At 67.4% G+C, this 18,600-nt stretch carries 20 protein-coding genes; 8 read left to right on the top strand and 12 right to left on the bottom strand.

All coding sequences use genetic code 11. The annotated features are described in order from the left end of the window. The first annotated feature begins 28 nt into the window (after nucleotides 1-28). Together ABZW96_RS06265 and ABZW96_RS06260 are read left to right on the top strand one after the other, a co-directional pair. Nucleotides 29-1,081 (top strand): NAD(P)-dependent alcohol dehydrogenase, encoded by a 1,053-nt coding sequence (locus tag ABZW96_RS06265; RefSeq protein WP_355071853.1) that lies wholly within the window; start codon nucleotides 29-31, stop codon nucleotides 1,079-1,081. A gap of 72 nt (nucleotides 1,082-1,153) precedes the next feature. Next, nucleotides 1,154-2,350, top strand: coding sequence for an AI-2E family transporter (locus tag ABZW96_RS06260; RefSeq protein WP_355071851.1), 1,197 nt, complete (start codon nucleotides 1,154-1,156; stop codon nucleotides 2,348-2,350). Between the two features lie 121 nt (nucleotides 2,351-2,471). Here the strand turns inward: ABZW96_RS06260 and ABZW96_RS06255 are convergent, their stop codons facing one another. After that, nucleotides 2,472-3,767 (bottom strand): hypothetical protein, encoded by a 1,296-nt coding sequence (locus ABZW96_RS06255; protein ID WP_355071850.1) that lies wholly within the window; start codon nucleotides 3,765-3,767, stop codon nucleotides 2,472-2,474. Between the two features lie 117 nt (nucleotides 3,768-3,884). Here ABZW96_RS06255 and ABZW96_RS06250 point away from each other — a divergent pair, with 117 nt between their 5' ends. Together ABZW96_RS06250 and ABZW96_RS06245 are read left to right on the top strand one after the other, a co-directional pair. Further along, complete coding sequence (locus tag ABZW96_RS06250; protein ID WP_355071849.1) at nucleotides 3,885-4,451, top strand: TetR/AcrR family transcriptional regulator; 567 nt, start codon at nucleotides 3,885-3,887, stop codon at nucleotides 4,449-4,451. A gap of 112 nt (nucleotides 4,452-4,563) precedes the next feature. Continuing rightward, nucleotides 4,564-5,889, top strand: coding sequence for a tetratricopeptide repeat protein (locus ABZW96_RS06245; protein ID WP_355071847.1), 1,326 nt, complete (start codon nucleotides 4,564-4,566; stop codon nucleotides 5,887-5,889). Here ABZW96_RS06245 and ABZW96_RS06240 read toward each other — a convergent pair. The 8 genes from ABZW96_RS06240 to ABZW96_RS06205 form a co-directional block, all read right to left on the bottom strand. Beyond that, nucleotides 5,879-6,445 carry a TetR/AcrR family transcriptional regulator gene (locus ABZW96_RS06240; RefSeq protein WP_355071845.1) on the bottom strand — a complete coding sequence of 189 codons (567 nt, stop codon included), beginning with the start codon at nucleotides 6,443-6,445 and terminating at the stop codon, nucleotides 5,879-5,881. The genes ABZW96_RS06245 and ABZW96_RS06240 overlap by 11 nt on opposite strands. Then, nucleotides 6,445-6,867 (bottom strand): VOC family protein, encoded by a 423-nt coding sequence (locus ABZW96_RS06235; RefSeq protein ID WP_355071843.1) that lies wholly within the window; start codon nucleotides 6,865-6,867, stop codon nucleotides 6,445-6,447. Before ABZW96_RS06235 ends, ABZW96_RS06240 begins: the two co-directional genes overlap by 1 nt. A gap of 106 nt (nucleotides 6,868-6,973) precedes the next feature. Further along, complete coding sequence (gene metE / locus ABZW96_RS06230) at nucleotides 6,974-9,280, bottom strand: 5-methyltetrahydropteroyltriglutamate--homocysteine S-methyltransferase (protein ID WP_355071842.1); 2,307 nt, start codon at nucleotides 9,278-9,280, stop codon at nucleotides 6,974-6,976. 286 nt (nucleotides 9,281-9,566) lie between these two features. Beyond that, entirely contained in the window at nucleotides 9,567-10,439 is an 873-nt protein-coding gene (locus ABZW96_RS06225) for a 3-hydroxybutyryl-CoA dehydrogenase (protein ID WP_355071840.1), read from the bottom strand. Between the two features lie 222 nt (nucleotides 10,440-10,661). Beyond that, nucleotides 10,662-11,951, bottom strand: coding sequence for an isocitrate lyase (gene aceA, locus ABZW96_RS06220; RefSeq protein ID WP_355071838.1), 1,290 nt, complete (start codon nucleotides 11,949-11,951; stop codon nucleotides 10,662-10,664). A gap of 515 nt (nucleotides 11,952-12,466) precedes the next feature. Further along, entirely contained in the window at nucleotides 12,467-12,598 is a 132-nt protein-coding gene (locus tag ABZW96_RS06215; protein ID WP_355071836.1) for a hypothetical protein, read from the bottom strand. Nucleotides 12,599-12,804: 206 nt separating this feature from the next. Further along, nucleotides 12,805-13,176 carry a hypothetical protein gene (locus ABZW96_RS06210; protein ID WP_355071835.1) on the bottom strand — a complete coding sequence of 124 codons (372 nt, stop codon included), beginning with the start codon at nucleotides 13,174-13,176 and terminating at the stop codon, nucleotides 12,805-12,807. Further along, nucleotides 13,176-13,439 (bottom strand): hypothetical protein, encoded by a 264-nt coding sequence (locus ABZW96_RS06205; RefSeq protein WP_355071833.1) that lies wholly within the window; start codon nucleotides 13,437-13,439, stop codon nucleotides 13,176-13,178. The genes ABZW96_RS06210 and ABZW96_RS06205 overlap by 1 nt, the downstream gene beginning before the upstream one ends. A 361-nt stretch (nucleotides 13,440-13,800) precedes the next feature. On the opposite strand from ABZW96_RS06205, the gene ABZW96_RS06200 reads away from it, so the two are divergent. The 3 genes from ABZW96_RS06200 to ABZW96_RS06190 all read left to right on the top strand — a co-directional run bounded on the left by ABZW96_RS06200 (nucleotide 13,801) and on the right by ABZW96_RS06190 (nucleotide 15,685). Further along, complete coding sequence (locus tag ABZW96_RS06200; RefSeq protein WP_355071831.1) at nucleotides 13,801-14,694, top strand: helix-turn-helix transcriptional regulator; 894 nt, start codon at nucleotides 13,801-13,803, stop codon at nucleotides 14,692-14,694. Next, nucleotides 14,691-14,900, top strand: a complete 210-nt coding sequence (locus ABZW96_RS06195) for a DUF397 domain-containing protein (RefSeq protein ID WP_355071829.1) — start codon at nucleotides 14,691-14,693, stop codon at nucleotides 14,898-14,900. The genes ABZW96_RS06200 and ABZW96_RS06195 overlap by 4 nt, the downstream gene beginning before the upstream one ends. A 386-nt stretch (nucleotides 14,901-15,286) precedes the next feature. Continuing rightward, nucleotides 15,287-15,685 carry a hypothetical protein gene (locus ABZW96_RS06190; protein ID WP_355071827.1) on the top strand — a complete coding sequence of 133 codons (399 nt, stop codon included), beginning with the start codon at nucleotides 15,287-15,289 and terminating at the stop codon, nucleotides 15,683-15,685. 84 nt (nucleotides 15,686-15,769) lie between these two features. Here the strand turns inward: ABZW96_RS06190 and ABZW96_RS06185 are convergent, their stop codons facing one another. Then, complete coding sequence (locus ABZW96_RS06185) at nucleotides 15,770-16,618, bottom strand: alpha/beta fold hydrolase (RefSeq protein WP_355071826.1); 849 nt, start codon at nucleotides 16,616-16,618, stop codon at nucleotides 15,770-15,772. A gap of 72 nt (nucleotides 16,619-16,690) precedes the next feature. Between ABZW96_RS06185 and ABZW96_RS06180 the strand changes: the two genes are divergently transcribed. Continuing rightward, nucleotides 16,691-17,131 carry a helix-turn-helix domain-containing protein gene (locus ABZW96_RS06180; protein ID WP_355071825.1) on the top strand — a complete coding sequence of 147 codons (441 nt, stop codon included), beginning with the start codon at nucleotides 16,691-16,693 and terminating at the stop codon, nucleotides 17,129-17,131. A gap of 85 nt (nucleotides 17,132-17,216) precedes the next feature. Here ABZW96_RS06180 and ABZW96_RS06175 read toward each other — a convergent pair whose 3' ends face one another. Both ABZW96_RS06175 and puuE read right to left on the bottom strand, forming a co-directional pair. Then, a complete protein-coding gene (locus tag ABZW96_RS06175) occupies nucleotides 17,217-17,408 on the bottom strand; it encodes a hypothetical protein (RefSeq protein ID WP_355071823.1) in 192 nt (63 codons plus the stop codon). A gap of 207 nt (nucleotides 17,409-17,615) precedes the next feature. Then, the gene (gene puuE / locus ABZW96_RS06170; RefSeq protein WP_355071821.1) at nucleotides 17,616-18,518 is read right to left on the bottom strand and encodes an allantoinase PuuE; all 903 of its coding nucleotides are present in this window, start codon (nucleotides 18,516-18,518) and stop codon (nucleotides 17,616-17,618) included. Between the last annotated feature and the right edge of the window lie 82 nt (nucleotides 18,519-18,600).

The raw sequence follows: 18,600 nt of genomic DNA, 5'->3' as shown, positions 1-18,600 counted from the left end.
GCACCCATGCGACGGTAGGCATGTCCTCATGAGTACTGCCGCCGCCTATGCCCTGTCCACCGCCGATGGCTCGTTCGAGAAGGTCACGATCCACCGCAGGGACCTGGGTCCACGCGACGTGCTGATCGACATCAAGTTCGCGGGCATCTGCCACTCCGACATCCACACCGCCCGCAACGAGTGGGGCAGAACCCGCTACCCCTGCGTGCCGGGCCACGAGATCGCGGGCGTGGTCGCCGCGGTCGGATCCGCGGTCACCAAGCACCGGGTCGGCGACCGCGTCGGCGTCGGCTGCATGGTCGATTCCTGTGGGGTCTGCGCGCCCTGTCTCGCCGACGAGGAGCAGTACTGCACCGCGGGCGCGACCATGACCTACAACACCCCGGTCGATCCGGCGGTGGAGCCCGGCGGCCACACCCTCGGCGGGTACGCCACGCAGATCGTGGTGACCGAGAACTTCGTGGTCGCCATCCCCGAAGGGATCGGCCTGGACGTCGCGGCGCCACTGCTGTGCGCGGGCGTCACGCTGTACTCGCCGCTGCGGCACTGGGGCGCTGGGCCGGGCAAGAAGGTCGCGATCATCGGCATGGGCGGACTCGGCCACGTCGGGGTCAAACTCGCGGCCGCGATGGGCGCCGAGGTCACGGTGCTGAGCCACTCGCTGAGCAAACAGGACGACGGCAAGCTCTTCGGCGCCACCAACTACTACGCGACCAGCGACAAACAGACCTTCCGCGAGCTGCGCGGCCGGTTCGACCTGATCCTCAACACGGTGTCGGCGAACCTGCCCATGGACGACTATCTGCGCCTGTTGAACCTGGACGGCACCCTGGTGGTCCTCGGCCTGCCCGAGAAGCCCCTGAGCGTCAAGGCGCTCAACCTCGCCGGGTACCGCCGCTCCCTGGCGGGCTCGATGATCGGCGGCATCGCGCAGACCCAGGAGATGCTGAACTTCTGCGCCCAGCACGGCATCGGCGCCGAGATCGAGCTGATCGCCGCCGACGAGATCGACGGCGCCTACGACCGGGTGGTGGCCAGCGACGTGCGCTACCGGTTCGTCATCGACGTCTCCACCATGTGAGCCCGCTCGCTCCACCGGTGCGGCCGCGCGGTGTCGTGCGCGAACCGGTCGTCGCGTGGGTACCTTGGCCTTGTGCCTGCGGAGGACGAAGACGAGACGCCACGACCGGCCATCGCCGCAAGCGGCATGCCGCCGTGGCTGCCGCGCGCGTTCCTGCTCGCCGCGGCGACGGTCACCGGGTTGCTGGCGGCCTTCTGGGTGCTCGAGCGACTGCGGAGTCTGCTGACGATTCTGCTCGTCTCGCTGTTTCTCGCCTTCGCGATCGAACCGGCGGTGAACTGGCTGGCGCGGCGCGGCATGCGGCGTGGTCCGGCGACCGGATTGGTGTTCCTCGTCCTGACCGCACTCGTCGTCGGCTTCTTCTGGACGCTCGGAGCGCTGCTGGTCGAGCAGGTCACCACGTTGGTGCAGCACGCCCCCGAATACGCCGACCGCGGCGTGGACTGGATCAATCACACCTTCCACAAGGACCTGTCCAGTACGGACATCCAGAAGTACGCCACCGACTGGAGCTCGACCCTGGAGGGCTACCTCACCGGATTGGCGGGCAACGTCTGGGGCATCGGCACGGCCGCGATCGGCGCGCTCTTCCAGATCCTCGGCATCCTGCTGTTCACGTACTACTTCGCCGCCGACGGCCCCCGGATCCGCACCGCCGTCTGCTCGCTCCTGCCGCCGCGCCGCCAGCGGCATGTGTTGCGCGCCTGGGACATCGCGGTGGACAAGACCGGCGGCTACATCTACTCGCGCGCACTGCTCGCGCTCGCTTCGACACTCGCGCACTACGTCATGCTGCGGCTGCTGGACGTGCCGTCGGCGTTCGCCCTCGCGCTGTGGGTCGGTGTGGTCTCGCAGTTCATCCCCACGGTCGGCACGTATCTCGCCGGTGCGCTTCCGGTGATCGTCGGTCTGGTGCACGGGCCGAGCACGGCGCTGTGGATCCTCGGCTTCATCGTGCTCTACCAGCAGTTCGAGAACTACGTGCTGCAACCGCGCATCACCGCGACCACCCTGGACATGCACCCCGCCGTGGCCTTCGGCGCGGTGCTGGCGGGCGCGGCGCTGCTCGGCGCCACGGGCGCGTTGCTCGCCATTCCGGTCACCGCGACGGTGCAGGCGTTCTCCGGCGCCTACATCCGCCGCTATGACGTCCCGGCCGACGTAGAGGCCGACATCGATCGCCGGACCGGCTCACCCAAGCGCCGCCGGAAGTTCGCCAGGAAGTTGACCATTCGCCTGGCCGACCGTCACGAGCCGCCCGCGGAGTGAGACCGCGACCGGTGCCGATCGCGGGCGTCGCCGGCCCGTCGAGTTCGAACCCGCCCCATCCCGGTTGCGTCGCGGCATCTGCACTGGCAGGCCATCGGAGGGAACCGGCGACGGCGCGTGGCTAGGCGGCGCGAACGGCGGCCAACGTCCGGGTCAGCGCCTGGCTCACCGCGCCCAGCTGCGACCGACTGTGCCGTGCGGTGTCGTACTCCACCTGGATGGTCATCCGGTCGCCGACCGTGAACACCGTCAGCTTCGGCGGCATGCCCACCGTCATGGCGAAGACGTCGTTGCGGACGATACGCAGTCCCGGTGGGGTCGAGAACGCGGGCAGGCGACCGATATTGGAGATGGCGAAGGTGTTCGGCGAGGAGAACAGCGCGGCGGTCACCGGGTCGGTGACCCGCTGGGCGGCGAGCATCACCAGCAGCGCTTCTCTGCGCTCGACCGAGGCGCGCATGCCCGACGCCACCGTATGCGCCAGCGCGATCGGATCGGCTTCCGGTTCTACGAGCGCGTAGGTGCCCACTCCCGACACGCAGTTCAGCACGGTGCTCGCGGGCAGCCGCGGCACGAGTTCCGCGCGCACGTCGACCGCGTGACCGCAGATCATCGGCAGCGCTCCCGCCGACGGCTCCAGCTCCGCGCGGAAGGCGGCGAGCGCCGCTCCGGTGACCAAGCTGTTCACCGAGACACCGTGGAGGCGGGCGGCGGCGATCACCGCGGCGGTCTCGCTCTCATCCAGTTCGATCCGGTCCAGGGTCAACCGGTTCGGCCGGTGCGCGCCGTCGCCGAGCTCGGGCAGGTGCCGTGGCGCGAGATCCGGGCTCATCATGGCCGCGCCCGCGCTCATCAGGTCGAGCAGGCCCGCGACCTCCTCGTCGGAGACGATCCGCGCCAGCCCGGTGTCCATTGCCTCGGGCAAGCGTTGATCCGGATTCGCCTGTGGCGCAGGCGCGCCCGTCACCTGCGCGGTGTAGCGCTCCCACAGCTCGGCGAGCAGCGCGAAAGCGGATCTGCCGTCGGCGATTCCGTGGTGGATGACCAGCACGATCCGATCGTGGTCGCCGTCGCGCAGGAGATGCGCGTGGAACAACCCGCCGGTCCAGTCCTGGTGGGTGTTCACCAATTCCAGGTACTCCGGCTCGCCGCCCTCGGTGATCGTCAAGCGCGGCCGATAGGACTCGTCGCGCCGGAAGCATTTCGCGCCTTCGGCGTCGATCACCTGGCTGCGCAGTAGTGGGTGCGCGGCCGCCAGTTCGGCGAGGACGCGGCGCAGCGCGGACACGTCGAGGACGCCTTGCACGGTCGAACCGATGAACAGCGGCATGCCACCCACCGGGATGCTGCCGATTCTGGTGTCGGAGCCGAAGTAGCTGCTTTCGAAGGGGGACAGGGGGCGGTGATCGGTCATCATCTCGTTCCTTCTCGTGCGGACGAACCCCACCATACGTACGTTTCAAACGCTTGTCACATACGCCTGTTTGAAACGTACGTTATAAACGCACGTATGGCCCCTTGCTAAGGTGCTGGAGTGGGAACCCGCGAAGACCTGCTCGCCGCGGCCAAGCAATGCTTGGCCGAGCGCGGCTACGCACGCACGACCGTGCGCGAGATAGTCGCCGCCTCCGGCAGCAACCTGGCCGCGATCAACTATCACTTCGGCACCCGGGACAAGCTGCTCAACCAGGCGATGATCGAATCGAGCGCGGAGGCGGTGCAGCGAATCGCCGAGGCATTGCCGCAGGACGACCTCGTTAAGCCCGCGGCGCGCCTGGAAGTCTTCTGGCGCAAGCTCATCGCGTCGTTCACCGAGGACCGGCCGCTCTGGTCGGCGAATATCGAAGGCCTCGCGCAGGCGCTGCACTCCCCCGAGGTACGCGCGGAGCTGGCGACCGCGGAGGAACACGCGCGCCAGCAGCTCTGGCAGTTGTTCGGCCCGAGCCGCGGCGCGGAGGCCGACCGTGCCGTGGGCGCGGTGCTGCACGCGTTGATCGGCGGTCTCATGGCCCAGTGGCTGGTCGATCCCGACCACGCGCCGTCGCCCGACGAGCTGATCGCCGGATTGCGCACGTTGGCCACCGAGATCGCCCCCGACTGAACCGTCTCGCACCGGGCCTATCCCACGCCACGGGTAGCCATGAATCGCGCGCCGATGTAGAACTCTCGGAAAAGGATCCGCACCACTCGGTGCCGAGGCTGGAATGGGAACAATGCTGAAGCGGCCGCCGGACCTGGCCTTCGACCTCGGCAAGATGCACCGCAGGCGCAACGACGTGGCGGCCGCGCGCGAGGCGTTCCAGATCGCGATCGCCTCCGGCCATCCGAACTGGGCGCCGCTGGCCGCCGCGGAGCTGGGCGGACTGCTGAGCGCGGCGGGTGACAAACCGGCCGCGGAAGGCGCCTACCACGTCGCGGTCGATTCCGGCCATGAGGACGCCGGGCCGCGCGCGGCCTACAACCTGGGCCTGCTGCTGGCCGAGCGCGGCGACACGGCGGCAGCCGAGGCGATGTACGAGCGCGCCGCCGAATCCGGCCATCCCGACGCGGCGCCGCGGGCGTGGATCAATCTCGGCTACTCGCGCGCCAAGCGCGGGGACTCGGATTCGGCGCGCACGGCCTACCAGCACGCGATCGACGCGGGCCCCGGCGACATCGCCCGGCTCGCCTTGTCCAACCTGGCCTACCTTCTGCGCTCCGAGGACGATCTGGACGGCGTGAAGGCCGCCTACCGCGCCGTCATCGACGGCTGGCCGGAGGATCAGTCGCTCATCGTCGCGGGCGATCTCGTCCAGCATCTGAGCGAGGCGGGCGATCTGCCGGGGGCCAGGGAGGTGAGCCGGTCCCTGGCCGGTTCGGACGATCCCGCGGTGGCCGCGCGGGCCAGTTTCGATATCGGGGTGTTCAGCGAACAACTCGGCGAGCCGGACGTGGCGCTGGCGGCCTTCCAGCGCGCACTCGATTCGACGGACGCGGAAGCTCGCGTCCGGGCGGCGGCCGCGCTCGCGCCGATCTACCACGAACGCGCGGCGACCGTGCTGCGCGAGACGGACTGGGCCGGGCTGGCGCACGCCCACGGATCCGCGAGCGATGCCCCCGCCATGCTCGCCGACCTGATCAGCGCGGCTGTCGAGGACCAGGCGCGCGGCATCGTCTTCCTGTACTCCGCGGTGCTGCACCAGGGTTCGATCTACTCGGTCACCGCGCCCGCCGCCGAAGTCGTGCTCGGCGCCCTGCTGCACGAGCGCACCGACGTGACCTATGTCCGCGCCTGGCTGCGCGATCCGCAACCGCTGCGCTTGGAGCTGCTCAACTGGTTGCACGAGGTGATCGCCACCGCGGCATGGCAATCCGCCGCCGAGGAAGACGCCGAGCTCGCCCCGGCCGACCGTACCGCCGCAGCGGCCTGCTTGGCACTGCTGCCGCGCGTGCGGGCCGCCACGGCGGCCGCGCTGGCGATGGCCGAGGTCGAAGCGGTGGCCAATGCCGCGACCGAGGTGCTCGCGACGCTCAGCGCGCTGCCTGCCGTCAACGAGTGATCGCGCGCAGCACTGCCGTGACCGACTGTTCGGCGAGTTCATCAGTCAGCGGTAAGTGTCCGAACAACGCCCGGTAATAGATCGGCGCGGCGACCGCGTCCAGCACGAAATCCGGATCGATGCCCGGGTCCACTTCGCCGCGCGCGATGGCCGAGCGCAACGCCGTCGCCGTGGTCCGCCGCCGCGGTTCGAAGACCGTGGCCAGGAAGTGGGCGCGCAACCGCTCGTCACCCGCCAGGTCCGCGACCAGCGCGGGCAACACCCGGTGCAGCGACGTATCACGCAGTGCCGCGACCAGATCCCGCATGGCGCGGTTCAGGTCGGCGCGCAGGTCGCCGGTGTCCGGGGTCGGTCGCAAGCCGAGCATTTCGGCGACGACGTCGACCACCAGGTGCCGCTTCGACGGCCATCTGCGGTAGATCGCGGGACGGTGCAGACCCGCACGGGCCGCGACCTGCCCGATGGACAGGTCCGCGTATCCCACCTCGTCGAGCAGTTCCCGCGCGGCGGCGAGCACCGCGGCGTCGATGCGGTCGTCGCGGGTTCGTCCCGCCATCAGAAGACCGGTCGCGGCATCAGCACGACGCGCCAACCGTCCGGATCGGGAAAGGTCAAGCCGCCGTTGGCCGCCCAGAACGGATTCTCGGCGGGCACCGGCTCGACGCCGAACTCACCGAGCCGCTGCGCCACGTCGTACATGTGCGACTCGCTTGTGAAGTAGAGCACCAACAGGTTCTCCCGGCTCGGCGCATCGCCGGGGCTGCCGTCCACATGCGTGGTGAATTCCAGGTGGTATCCGGCCCCGGGCAATCCGAGCATCACGCCGTCGTAGCCCGCGTGGTCGCGGAATCGGTAGAGCTCGCGCAGGCCGAGCCCGTCGACGTAGAACCGCACCACTTCCTCGAGCCGGTCGGTCGGGCGGGCGATCCTGACGTGCGCGACGCGCAGTGACTCCGGCCAGCCGTTGTCGGTGTCCATAGTTCAACGATACAGTACGAACTGTACTGAAATATGTCTCGGAAAACACCGAGGGCCGCCCCCGTTCGATCGAACGAAGACGGCCCTCGGCGCGTTCTGCCTCAGCTCACTCGGCGGACTCCACCCGTCTGCGGATGCGGCGCGCCGCCGCGACCAAGTTGCGCAGCGACGGCTCGAGCTGCCAGTAGTGCCTGGTCTTCAGGCCGCCGTCCGGATTCGCCCACAACCGCTGCGGCGTCACCGCTTCGGCTGCCGCCGTGAGCAATTCGTCCAGCTCGTCGATGTCCGGGATACGCGCGGACCGGCTCTCGTACACGCCGGGGCCGACGCCGTGGCTGAGCCCGTGCCCCGAGCCGCAGTCCTCCTTCAACGCACGCAGCACCCATTCGATCGAGCGCGTCGCGACGATGGCGGTGACGTCGGCGTCGAGTTCTTCGATCGCCTCGACCACCTCGGCGCGGCCGGAATACCCGATGTGCGTGTGGATCTGCGTTTCCGCCTGCACCCCCGAGGTGGCCAGACGAAACGCGCCGATCGCCCAGCGCAGGTACTCGGCGCGCCCCTCCGGGCGCAGCGGCAGCATCTCCCGGATCGCGGGCTCGTCGACCTGGATGATCGCGATGCCCGCCTTCTCCAGGTCCACCACTTCGTCGCGGATGGCCAGCGCCACCTGGTCGGCGGTCTCGTGCAGCGGCTGGTCCTGCCGGACGAACGAGCGGGCGATCATGGTGACCGGCCCGGTCACCATGCCCTTGACCGGCCGGTCGGTGAGCGACTGCGCGTAGGTGATCCACTCCACCGACATCGGCGCCGGGCGCGACACGTCGCCGTAGATGATCGGCGGCCGCACACAGCGCGATCCGTACACCTGCACCCAGCCGAAGCGGGTGGTCGCGAAACCGTCGAGCAGCTCGGCGAAATACTGGATCATGTCGTTGCGCTCGTGCTCGCCGTGCACCAGCACGTCCAGGCCGATGTCCTCCTGCAACCGGATCGTCGCCTCGATCTCGGCTTCGATCCGCTTGCGGTACTCCTCGTAGGACAACCTGCCCTCGCCGAGCTCGTAGCGCGCCTGGCGAATCCGGGCGGTCTGCGGAAAGGAGCCGAGCGTGGTCGCGGGCACCGGAGGCAGGTTCAGCTTGCGCTGCTGGGCTTCCCGGCGCACCTCGTAGGGCTCCCGCGAGCGCATGTCCGAGGTGATCGCGTAGACCCGTTGCCGCACCGCGTGCTTCTGCTTGAAGTGCACCTCGGTCGGCCGCTTGCGCCACTTGTCCGACGGGCCTTCGGTGAGCGCCTTGGCGAGCGAGACCACCTCGCCCACCTTCTGTTTCGCGAACGCGAGCCGATCGGCGACATGCCCCTCGATGTCGTATTCGACCAGCAGGTCGTAGGGCACGTGCAGCAGCGTGGTCCCGGTCGAGACGACCAGGTCCGGGCACACCTGCGCCAGTTCGTTCAGGTATTCCAGCGTGACGTAGCGGTCGGCGCGCCACACGTTGCGGCCGCTGATCACGCCCGCGTACAAGCGCTTGCGGCGGATGCCGGGCACCTCGGCCAGATCCTCCGGGCGCATCCGGTGACTGGCGAGGTCGAGGCCGATCGCCTCGATGTTCGTGCTCGCGAGAATGGCCAGCGCCTCACCGAAATCGCCGTACTGTCCGGTGACCAGGATGCGCGGACGCAGCGGGGCCCTGCCCAACCGGTGATAGGCCGATTCGAACGCGGCCAGTTCCGCGGGCGTGCGCTCGCTGGTGAACGCGGGCTCGTCCAGCTGCACACAGGTGGCGCCGCGCTTGGCGAGGATCTCGAACAGTTCCTCGTAGACCGGCAGCAGCTTGTCCAGCAGGCTCAGCGTGTCGAATCCGCCCGACTCGCCGGGGATGTGCCCGGCCTTGGACAGCAGCAGCAGCGACACCGGTCCGAGGACCACCGGCCGCAGTTCGATGTCGACCGCCTTCGCGCGGTCGAATTCGTCGAGCAGCGCCTCGGGGTGCAGCGAGAACTCGGTGTCGGCGTCCATTTCCGGCTGGCGGTAGTGGTAGTTCGTACCCAGGAACCGGACCAGCTCGAGCGGCGGCAGGTCCGGACGGCCGCGCGCCATCAGAAAGTAGAAGTCCAGCGGATGCAGGCCCTCGCGATACGGCTCGAACCGCTTGGGCACCGCACCGAACAACAGCGCGTTGTCGAGCACGTGATCGTAGAACGAGAAGGTATTGCCCGGCACCTGGGTCAGTCCGGTAGCGGCCAGCTCGTTGAACTGGGTCTCCTGGATCTCACGGCCGACCGCGAGCAACTTCTCTCGGTCGAGCGAACCGTGCCAGTAGGCCTCCAGGGCCCGCTTGAGTTCGCGGTGCGGCCCGATCCTGGGATAGCCGAGGATGCTCGACCCGTAGCCGTCGGTCACGTTCACCATGAGCGGGATACCTTCTTTCGATCACCTGCGCGGCCCTTGCCGGGATCGACGGATCGATCCGGCGCTGCGCTCCGGATACCCAGCCGAGCCGTCACCATGGCCCGGCTGTTGTGCAGCTTATGCCGATTGCCGTCAACGGCCCGGCGACACCGATTTCTGGTCGACTCCGCGTCGAGGTTCGCCGGTGCCGTTTCCTACCGGTCGCGGCCCGTCTCACGTCCGAGTGTCCGTTGCGCCTTCGCCACGGGCGCGGGCAACGGACGCTCGGACGCGAGACTTCAGAGATCTAGCGATTGTTGTATTGGTAGAAACCCGCGCCGGTCTTCTTGCCGAGCAGTCCCGCCTCGACCATGCGCATCAGCAGCGGCGGTGCCGAGTACAGCGGCTCCTTGAACTCGCCGTACATCGAGTCGGCGATGGACTTCACGGTGTCCAGGCCGACCAGGTCGGTCAGCGCCAGCGGGCCCATCGGGTGGGCGCAGCCGAGCACCATCGCCTTGTCGACGTCCTCCTTGGTGGCGAAGCCGGACTCGACCATCCGGATCGCCGACAGCAGGTACGGCACCAGCAGCGCGTTGACCACGAAACCGGAGCGGTCGGCCGAGCGCACGACCTGCTTGCCGAGCACGTCGCCCGCGAACGCCTCGGCCCGCGCGGAGACCGACTCACTGGTCTTGAGCGTGGTGACCAGCTCGACCAGCGGCAGCACCGGGACGGGGTTGAAGAAGTGCATGCCGACCACGCGCTCGGGGTTCGCCGTGGCGACCGCGATCTTCATGATCGGGATGGAGGAGGTGTTGGAGGCCAGCACGGCCGAAGGGTCGGTGACGACCTTGTCGAGCTCGGCGAAGATGCTCGTCTTCACCTTCTCGTCCTCGAGCACCGCCTCGACCGCCAGCTGACGGTCGGCGAAGTCGCCGAGGTCGGAGGTGAACCGCAGCCGCCAGGCGGCCTGCTCGCGTTCGCGCTCGGTGATCTTGCCGCTGCTCACGCCGCGATCGAGGGACCGCAGGATGCGCGCGCGGCCCGCCGCGGCCAGTTCCCGGGTCTGCTCGTACACCAGTACGTCGACGTGCGCCCTGGCACACACCTCCGCGATTCCGGCGCCCATCTGGCCGGCGCCGATGACACCGACGCGTTGGATCTTTTCGCTGCTCACGTCCCGCTCCTGCTGGGTTGTCTGGCTCTGGGGTGGCTGGTCTGCGAAGGTGTCGCTCCGGTGTGAGCGCGCCCTTCGATGGTCCAAGGTATAGGGATGCCCTCCCCGCCGGGGCTGTTCAGCGGGGAGGGCAGTACACCCCTACCGGAGTAGAGGATTGTCGGTTTTCACGTCGGGAACCTCACTTCCCTTGGCGAGCACCAGTTGTGTTTTTCGAACGGCTCAGTGGAACTGGCCCTCTTCGGTGGAGCCCTTGAGCGCCGCGGTGGAGGTGTTCGGGTCCACGGTGGTGGCGATGGTGTCGAAGTAACCCGCGCCGACCTCACGCTGGTGCTTGATGGCGGTGAAGCCACGCTCGGCGGCGGCCTTGAACTCGCGCTCCTGCAGGTCGACGAAGGCGGTCATGCCCTCGCGGGCGTAGCCGTAGGCCAGGTCGAACATGCCGTAGTTGAGCGAGTGGAAGCCGGCCAGGGTGATGAACTGGAACTTGAAGCCCATCGCGCCGAGCTCACGCTGGAACTTCGCGATGGTCGCGTCGTCCAGGTGCGCCTTCCAGTTGAAGGACGGCGAGCAGTTGTAGGCCAGCAGCTGGTCCGGGAACTCGCCACGGACGGCCTCGGCGAACTTGCGCGCGACCTCGAGGTCCGGCACGCCGGTCTCCATCCAGATGAGGTCGGCGTAGGGGGCGTAGGCCTTGGCACGCGCGATGCAGGGCTCGATGCCGTTCTTCACACCGAAGAAGCCCTCGGGGGTGCGGGTGCCGTCCAGGAACTCACGGTCGCGCTCGTCCACGTCCGAGGTGATCAGGGTGGCGGCCTCGGCGTCGGTGCGGGCGATGATCACCGACGGCACGTCGGCGACGTCGGCGGCCAGACGCGCGGAGGTCAGGGTGCGGATGTGCTGCTGGGTGGGGATCAGCACCTTGCCGCCCAGGTGGCCGCACTTCTTCTCGGAGGCCAGCTGGTCCTCCCAGTGCACACCGGCGGCGCCGGCGGCGATCATGGCCTTCTGCAGCTCGTAGGCGTTCAGCGCGCCACCGAAGCCGGCCTCGGCGTCGGCGACGATCGGGGCCAGCCAGTTCTGAACCGAGGTGTCGCCCTCGACCTTGGCGATCTCGTCGGCGCGCAGCAGCGCGTTGTTGATGCGGCGGACCACGGACGGAACCGAGTTGGCCGGGTACAGCGACTGGTCGGGGTAGGTGTGGCCGGACAGGTTCGCGTCACCGGCGACCTGCCAACCCGACAGGTAGATGGCCTTCAGGCCGGCGCGGACCTGCTGGACCGCCTGGTTGCCGGTGAGAGCGCCGAGGGAGTTGATGTAGTCCTCGTTGTTGACGAGATCCCACAGGATCTCCGAGCCGCGGCGGGCGAGGGTGGCCTCCTCGACGACCGTGCCCTGGAGCTTCGACACCTGCTCCGCGGTGTAGTTACGGGTGACGCCCTTCCAGCGCGGGTTGGTGTCCCAATCCTTCTGGATTTCCGCGGTGGTCCTCGGGGTGCCGGTGGTCGACATCTGTGACTCCACTTCCTCGTTCGGTGCTGCCGCCCGGTCGAGCTACGAAACAGCTCGTACTGCTGGAGCGGCGATTTGCAGGCTTGCTAGGCCCTTGGGGTGTACTTCCACACGATGGCACATGAAGAAATAGGCGTCTACCTGTTGTTAGTGTGAATCTGAGCTAGGTTTTCCGCCCTCTTTGCTAAGTCTGCAAAATTTGCCCTCGAATTGCAGTAGTGCAATCTACCGGCCGGTAGCTCTGACGTGGGATTTTAGCGTAACGCTCGTACTGTTAGCGATCGGCGAGCGGCCCCCTTATCCCGGCTCCGCCATTCCCAACTGTGAGGACCTTCACAGGACCACTGTGGCCTACGCCACGCGTCGATCACCGGCTCCGATCGCCCGGCTTCCTCGGTTCCGAACCCGGAGCGTGTCTCTCCGCCCGCCATGCGCGCTCCACAGCTGCCCGCCATGCGCGCTTCAGCACCCGACCATGCCCGCTTCGGCACCCCACCATGCGCCCCCGAAAGCCGTCAGTCGGATTCCTCGGACCATCCCCATAGCCGGTGTCGTCGCGCGGAGTCCGGCGTCATCCGCCCGGCCGCGACCAATGCCGCGAAGGCGGCGCGCTTGCGGGGACAGTCGTGTTCACGATGCAACTGCATCGCGCGATGAGCGTCCGCGAGCGTGAATGTTCGCCCCGGCCGGTTACACGTCCACGCCTCGGGCCAGGTCACCGACCGCAACGAACAACGGGCTCGGGTGGCCCCGCGCGCGGGGCCGGGACGGCGCGGCCGGGCGATCGGCCAGACACACGCGATCCCGACCGCGGCGAACGCGCCACCCCCGACCACGGCGAGAACGCTCTGCACTATGTGCCACACGCCCACGGCCGCTCGCCTTCCACGGCGCAGCTGTTGTCTGCGTCCGGTGTAGACAGCGCCGGCCGCGCGAGCCCGTCGAGCACCTGTTGAAAGGTCACCACGTCCGGCGTCCCCTCGAGCGCCGGTCCACGCTCGCTGTGGTCGATGGGGAAGGCGATACCGCGACGATGAGCCCGCTCTCGCGGGCTGAACTGCTGCGGCACCATCCGGCCGCTCTGCACCAACGTGCAGTAGGCGACCCACTTCCAGGCGCACTGCTCGATCCGGCAGGCACGATGACGCCGCATCTGCTGGTGCGCCACCTCGAGATCAGCGGATGCGCAGGCGCGCGGCGGAACGACGATCACGTGTCGATTCATCACGCCGCCCCCGCTCCGACCCTCGGCCCAGCCTGCGCCGACCGCGCCCAAGTGCACTGCGGGCAAACAGTTTCCAGATCGAACCCCGCGTCACAGACCAACGCGGGCCGGTTGTCCACATGCTCGAGATCGAAAACAACGATCACCTCGATCTCTAGCCCGCCCGCGATCGCGAGCACGTACCCGATCGGATCATCGACATCGACCGGTGGACGAACCGTGTAGACGTATCGGTAGCCGAGTGCGAGAGCATGCCGCTGCACTGCATCGGCATGCCGTGCTGCGTCCGGGCCGGACACGTCGTTGCGAACGAGCCCGATTGCTTTCGGCTTACCACTTACCTCGTTCCGTGATGAAACGACGCTACGCGCATGTGTCATGGTGCCCCCAGAACCTCGTCGATGTGTTGACTTCGGGGCGTCCGGATGACCAGTAGTTCCAGAATGTTTCGGCATGGTTGGCACCCGAACGCTGTGATTCAGCACACCATCGCCCGATACAATGAATCGAGCTGATCTGGGATTCCCAAGCGAACTCGTCCCAAGTCGCAGGATCGGTCCCAGATCGCAGCTGCGGAGCGTTCCAACTCCGCCTTCCATCAATCCCGAATCCGCAGGGGGTGCAATGAGTTCGACCGGTGAAGACGAGGCCTCAACCCTGCCCAGGCGACAGCTCGGGCGGTTTCTCCGGGAAACGCGCGAGGGACAGGGGCTCACAATCGACCAAGCCGCGCAGCTGGCCGAACTGAGCAAGAGTGGACTGCACCGCATCGAAACGGCACAGGTAGCAAAAGTGAAGATCCGCGAGGTCAAAGCCCTCTGCGAGATCTACGGTGTGGATCCCCCGGCCACTCGCCGCGCGGTGGAACTCGCCGAACAAGCGCAAGTCAAAGGCTGGTACACAGCTTTCGGCGGTCTGTTCACCGACACCTTCAACATGTACGTAGGACTCGAGGCGTCTGCACGTCGACTGGTTATTTACCACGAGCAGATTCCAGGGCTACTGCAAACGGCCTACTATGCGCGAGCGGTGATCAGCGCGTTCTACGCGGATGACGCACCAGAACATATCGACCGGCGCGTAGAACTTCGGATGAAGAGGCAGGCGATCGTCACTCGCAAGTCCCGCCCGCTCGAGTTGGAGGTTTTGCTGCACGAGTCGGCGCTGCACCGGGTCATCGGTTGTCCGCGAGTCATGGCGGCTCAGCTGCGGCATCTGGCCGAGATGAGCAAGCTGCCGAATGTCACCGTGCGGGTGCACCCATATGCCGCTGGCATGGTGTGGGGCATTCTGCACGGTCAGTTCGTTGTCCTCGACTTCGGCGTCGATCACAAGGGTAGGCCTGCGGAGCCGCCGATCGTCTTCCTTGAAGGCGGCCCGAGTGCGGACGTTTACCTCGAAAAGGCGGATGAAGTGCGGAAGTACTATGAACTCGCTGCGGCCATCCGGACGTCGTCGCTGGATGGAACCAGATCGCGAGACCTGCTGAGGCGGGTAGCAAGGAGCTACGAGGCGTGAAGACCGACCTATCCGGGGCGAAGTGGTTCAAAAGCAGCCACAGTGAGAGCGGGGGCCAATGTGTCGAGGTCGCCTGGCTGGGCAACACCCATGTCGGTGTCCGTGACTCCAAGAACTCCACTGGGCCAGCGTTGATCTTCACGCCCTCCGATTGGGACGCCTTCACGGCAACCATCACCGATGGTGGGTTCGATTTCCCAGAGTGAGCACGGTTCCTGCTCGCCAACACGCGGCCCGTACCAGGACATGCATTCTCAGGTACGGGCCGCTGTCGTATCGCGAGAACTCCGCAGCACTCGCACGACGAGATCCTGCACATAGACGAAGCAGTCCGAGCCGCCCGGCTGCCGGCGGCGATGGCAGAGGAGTACGAAGCTCGAGCGTCGACCTACCCGCGTCAAAGTGGTTCAACACCAGCCACAGCGGCACTGGCAACCTCTCCGACTATTCCGGCTCACGAGTGGCACATGAGCGAGAGCCCTTCTCGCGTTTTGCCACAGCCTTGTGCCACTCGTGGCGGAAGATGGCCGATCCGAAGGGGGCGTGTTCTCTCGAGGAGTGTTCGGCCCTATGGGCGAATGGCAGGATGGGCATGGGTATAGACGAAGCAGTGCGAGGCGCACGGTTGCTGGCCGCTGATATCGAAGAATCCTTGGGGTTCTCGGCACAGATCAGCACCGAGTACACCGAGGACTGGCGGAGATTCGGCGAGCAGTCCGGTCGCCCGGTACCGAAAGCTTGGGTGAGCATTGGAGTGCCGGATGCAGGCACCTCCGCGGCGCTCGACCCCACCAAGTCGGGCAGCGGCACGGCAGAGGGCTTCGCGATGGAGTTGGTGCGAATCCTTCAGGACGACATGCAGATTCACATACGCGAGCCGTGGCCGAAGGACCCCACTGCCAGCGGCCGGGCGCTGGAACCGACCGAGCGCGGTTGGCGAAGCCGAACGGATCCCGGGTATCTCGTGCCGTACGGCAGGCTGGGCCGCTGAGCGGGCATGCGCACGGGCATTCTCCCCAGCCTGGGCGCAGGATCAGTCCGTCTGCGGCAATGATGTAGCGAGCCGGACCAGGCTCTATCCCGCCAATGCCGTGTGGTCTGACAAGATTTCGCCGACCCGCGCGGCCCATCCGGCCGGATGCGTCAGATTCCCGTTGTGGCCGCCGGGAAATTCCATCACCGGCACGCCGCGCAGTGCCGCCAACTCGTGGGCGGCCTTGTAGTCGAAGACGTGCTGTGGGGTGGTGTGCCCGCAGGCCGGGACGACGCGCACCGGCGAGTGGCGCAAGGCCGCGACGTCGAGGTGGTCGGCGCGGATCGCGGCGAAGTCGTGCCCGAGGAAATATTCGAAATTCGCGGCGCGCTCGGGGCCGAGCGGCGGTGCGGTCACGTCGGGTTCGCGATCCTGGCTCTTCGGATCGATCCCCAGCGTCCGCACCATCGGAGCGAGCGCCGCCTGCCAGCCGAGCTCGGCGAACACCTGCTCGCAGTGTTCGAGTTCGCCCATTTGGGCGGCGCGGTCGGCGGCGGCGAGCAGCCACGGCGTGACGGGCTCGTGCGCGACGAGAGTGTGCAGCCGGTCCGGGTGCTCGACCGCCAGATGCAGGCCGATGGCCGCGCCCATGCTGCACCCGAGCATTCCCACGGGCTCGTCGGTCAACGTGTACAGCAGGCGATAGACGTCGTCGGCGTGCGTCGCGACCGAGGCGGGAGCGCTTGGATCGCGAAGGACGCTGCGGGACAGTCCGCGCCGGTCGTACGTGACGACGGTGAAGCGCCGCTCGAGATGACGCACCAGATCTTCGCTGCGCCGCGCGTCTCCCTCGCCGCTCTGCGAGATCAGGAGCATCGGGCCGCTGCCGCGAACTTCGTAGTAGAGGTCGGCTCCGGGGACTTCGAGAGTGCCGGTGGCAATCGTGTTCATGCGGACAAGGCTAATCCATCAATTCAGATACATCAAGTCTGATGCATCTGAATTGATGTAAAGTTCTCCGTCGTGGACGGAGTCGAACTGTTCCTGCTGGGCCGGACGTTGATGAAGATCGGCGAGGAGGCGCTGCCGACGGCGGGACTCGGCGGCGGACACCGCCCCGTGCTCGTCGTGTCGAGCGACATCCTCGAGCATCCGGACAGCACCGTGGGCGAGATCGCCACCCGCACCGGATTGCCGCAAAGCGCGGTATCCACCGCCGTCGCCAGACTCAAGGAGGCCGGTGCGGTCACCTCGACGGTCGACCCACGCGACCGCCGCCGCACCCTCGTCCGCGCGGCCGACCAAGCCTCACCCCGAGTCGCCGAAATACGAGCAACACCCGTGGACGACGCGGTGGCAGCGGCACTGGCCGACAACGACCCGGCCGCACTACGCGAGGTGCTCGACGCGCTCACGACGCTGACCCGCCACCTCCGACCACGCGAACCCCGCGCCGACCTCTGACGCCCGCCACGAGCCGCCCGACGACCGGCACATCAGCGAGAGGTCTTTTCGCGTTTCGCCACAGCCATGTGCCACTCGCGACGCGTCAGGGAAGGTAGACGCAGCCGCCCATGCCGAGGTAGCTACGGATCGAGCAGATCAGATTGTTCACTGTTTTGCCTGAGCCGGAGGATGAACCAGTGCTGAGCGGGTCGGCTATCGCGGCGGGCGCGGTGGCCATGACCGGCAGTGATAGGGCGGCGGTGACCAGCACGGTGGCCGCGATTTTCTTCGTCATGTTTTTTCCTGCCGTCATGAACGCGAGAACTAGTTCCGGCACTCGTCTTCACTGTCGCCACGAAGCATATGAATGACTGAATGCCGGTGATAGCCCCCACTTTTCGCGTCTCACCTCGGCGTGCGCACCTATCGCTTTCCGGCTCTGAAAGCCAACGCTCATATGATGGTTCGGCTACTTCGTTGCTGGGTTGCGGTCCGGGCGAACTCAAAAGGATGAAACCGGCGGGTGCACCGCGCGCCAATGTCGCGCTATGTCGATGCGGCGGGTGATCCAGACCTGGTCGTAGGACTGGATGTGGTCGAGTAGGCGTTCCAAGGCGGCGGTGCGGGCGGGGCGGCCGATGAGGCGGCAGTGCAGGCCGATGGACAGCATTTTCGGATTACCTTCCGCCCCTTCGCGGTAGAGGACGTCGAAGGCGTCGCGGACGTGTGCGAAGAATTGTTCGCCGGTGGGGAAACCGGCGGGCGAGGCGAATCGCATGTCGTTGGTGTCCAAGGTGTAGGGCACCACCAAGTGGTCGCGGTCGAGCACGCGCACCCAATAGGGCAGGTCGTCGGCGTAGGAGTCGGCGTCGTAGGCGAAGCCGCCGTGCTCGACCACCAGCTCCCTGGTGTTCGGCGAATCGCGGCCGGTGTACCAGCCCAGCGGCGCGGAGCCGGTCAGTTCGGTGAGGACGCGCACCGCCTCGGCCATGTGCGCACGCTCGGTGTCGCGGTCGGTGAGCTGGTAGGACTTCCAGCGCAGACCGTGGCAGGCGATCTCATGGCCCAATTCGCCGAAGGCGGCCACCGCCTCCGGGTTGCGTTGCAGAGCTCGGGCGACCGCGAAGATCGTCAGCGGCAACGCGCGCCGTTCGAAGACGCGCAGCACTCGCCACAACCCGGCGCGTGAGCCGTACTCGTAGAGCGACTCCATGCTCATGTGGCGGTTCGGAAAGGCTTCGGCGGGAGTCATTTCCGACAGGAACGTCTCAGAGAACTCGTCACCGTCGAGGACGTTGTTCTCGCCGCCCTCCTCGTAGTTGAGCACGAACTGGACCGCGATCCGCGCCTCTCCCGGCCACTGCGGGTCCGGCGGACGCGGGCCGTAGCCGACGAAGTCCCTCATCAGCGCGCCTCACGAAAACACGGCTCGGTACGCGCTGCCGATGCCCGCGTGTTCATGTGCCGAGCTCGCCCCGCAGGCGCAG

Origin of the sequence: Nocardia sp. NPDC004168 (assembly GCF_040610355.1) — a bacterium.
Classification (GTDB): Bacteria; Actinomycetota; Actinomycetes; order Mycobacteriales; family Mycobacteriaceae; genus Nocardia; species Nocardia sichangensis.
Note: the sequence above shows the minus strand (reverse complement) of the source record. Positions and strands in the feature narration are given on the sequence as shown.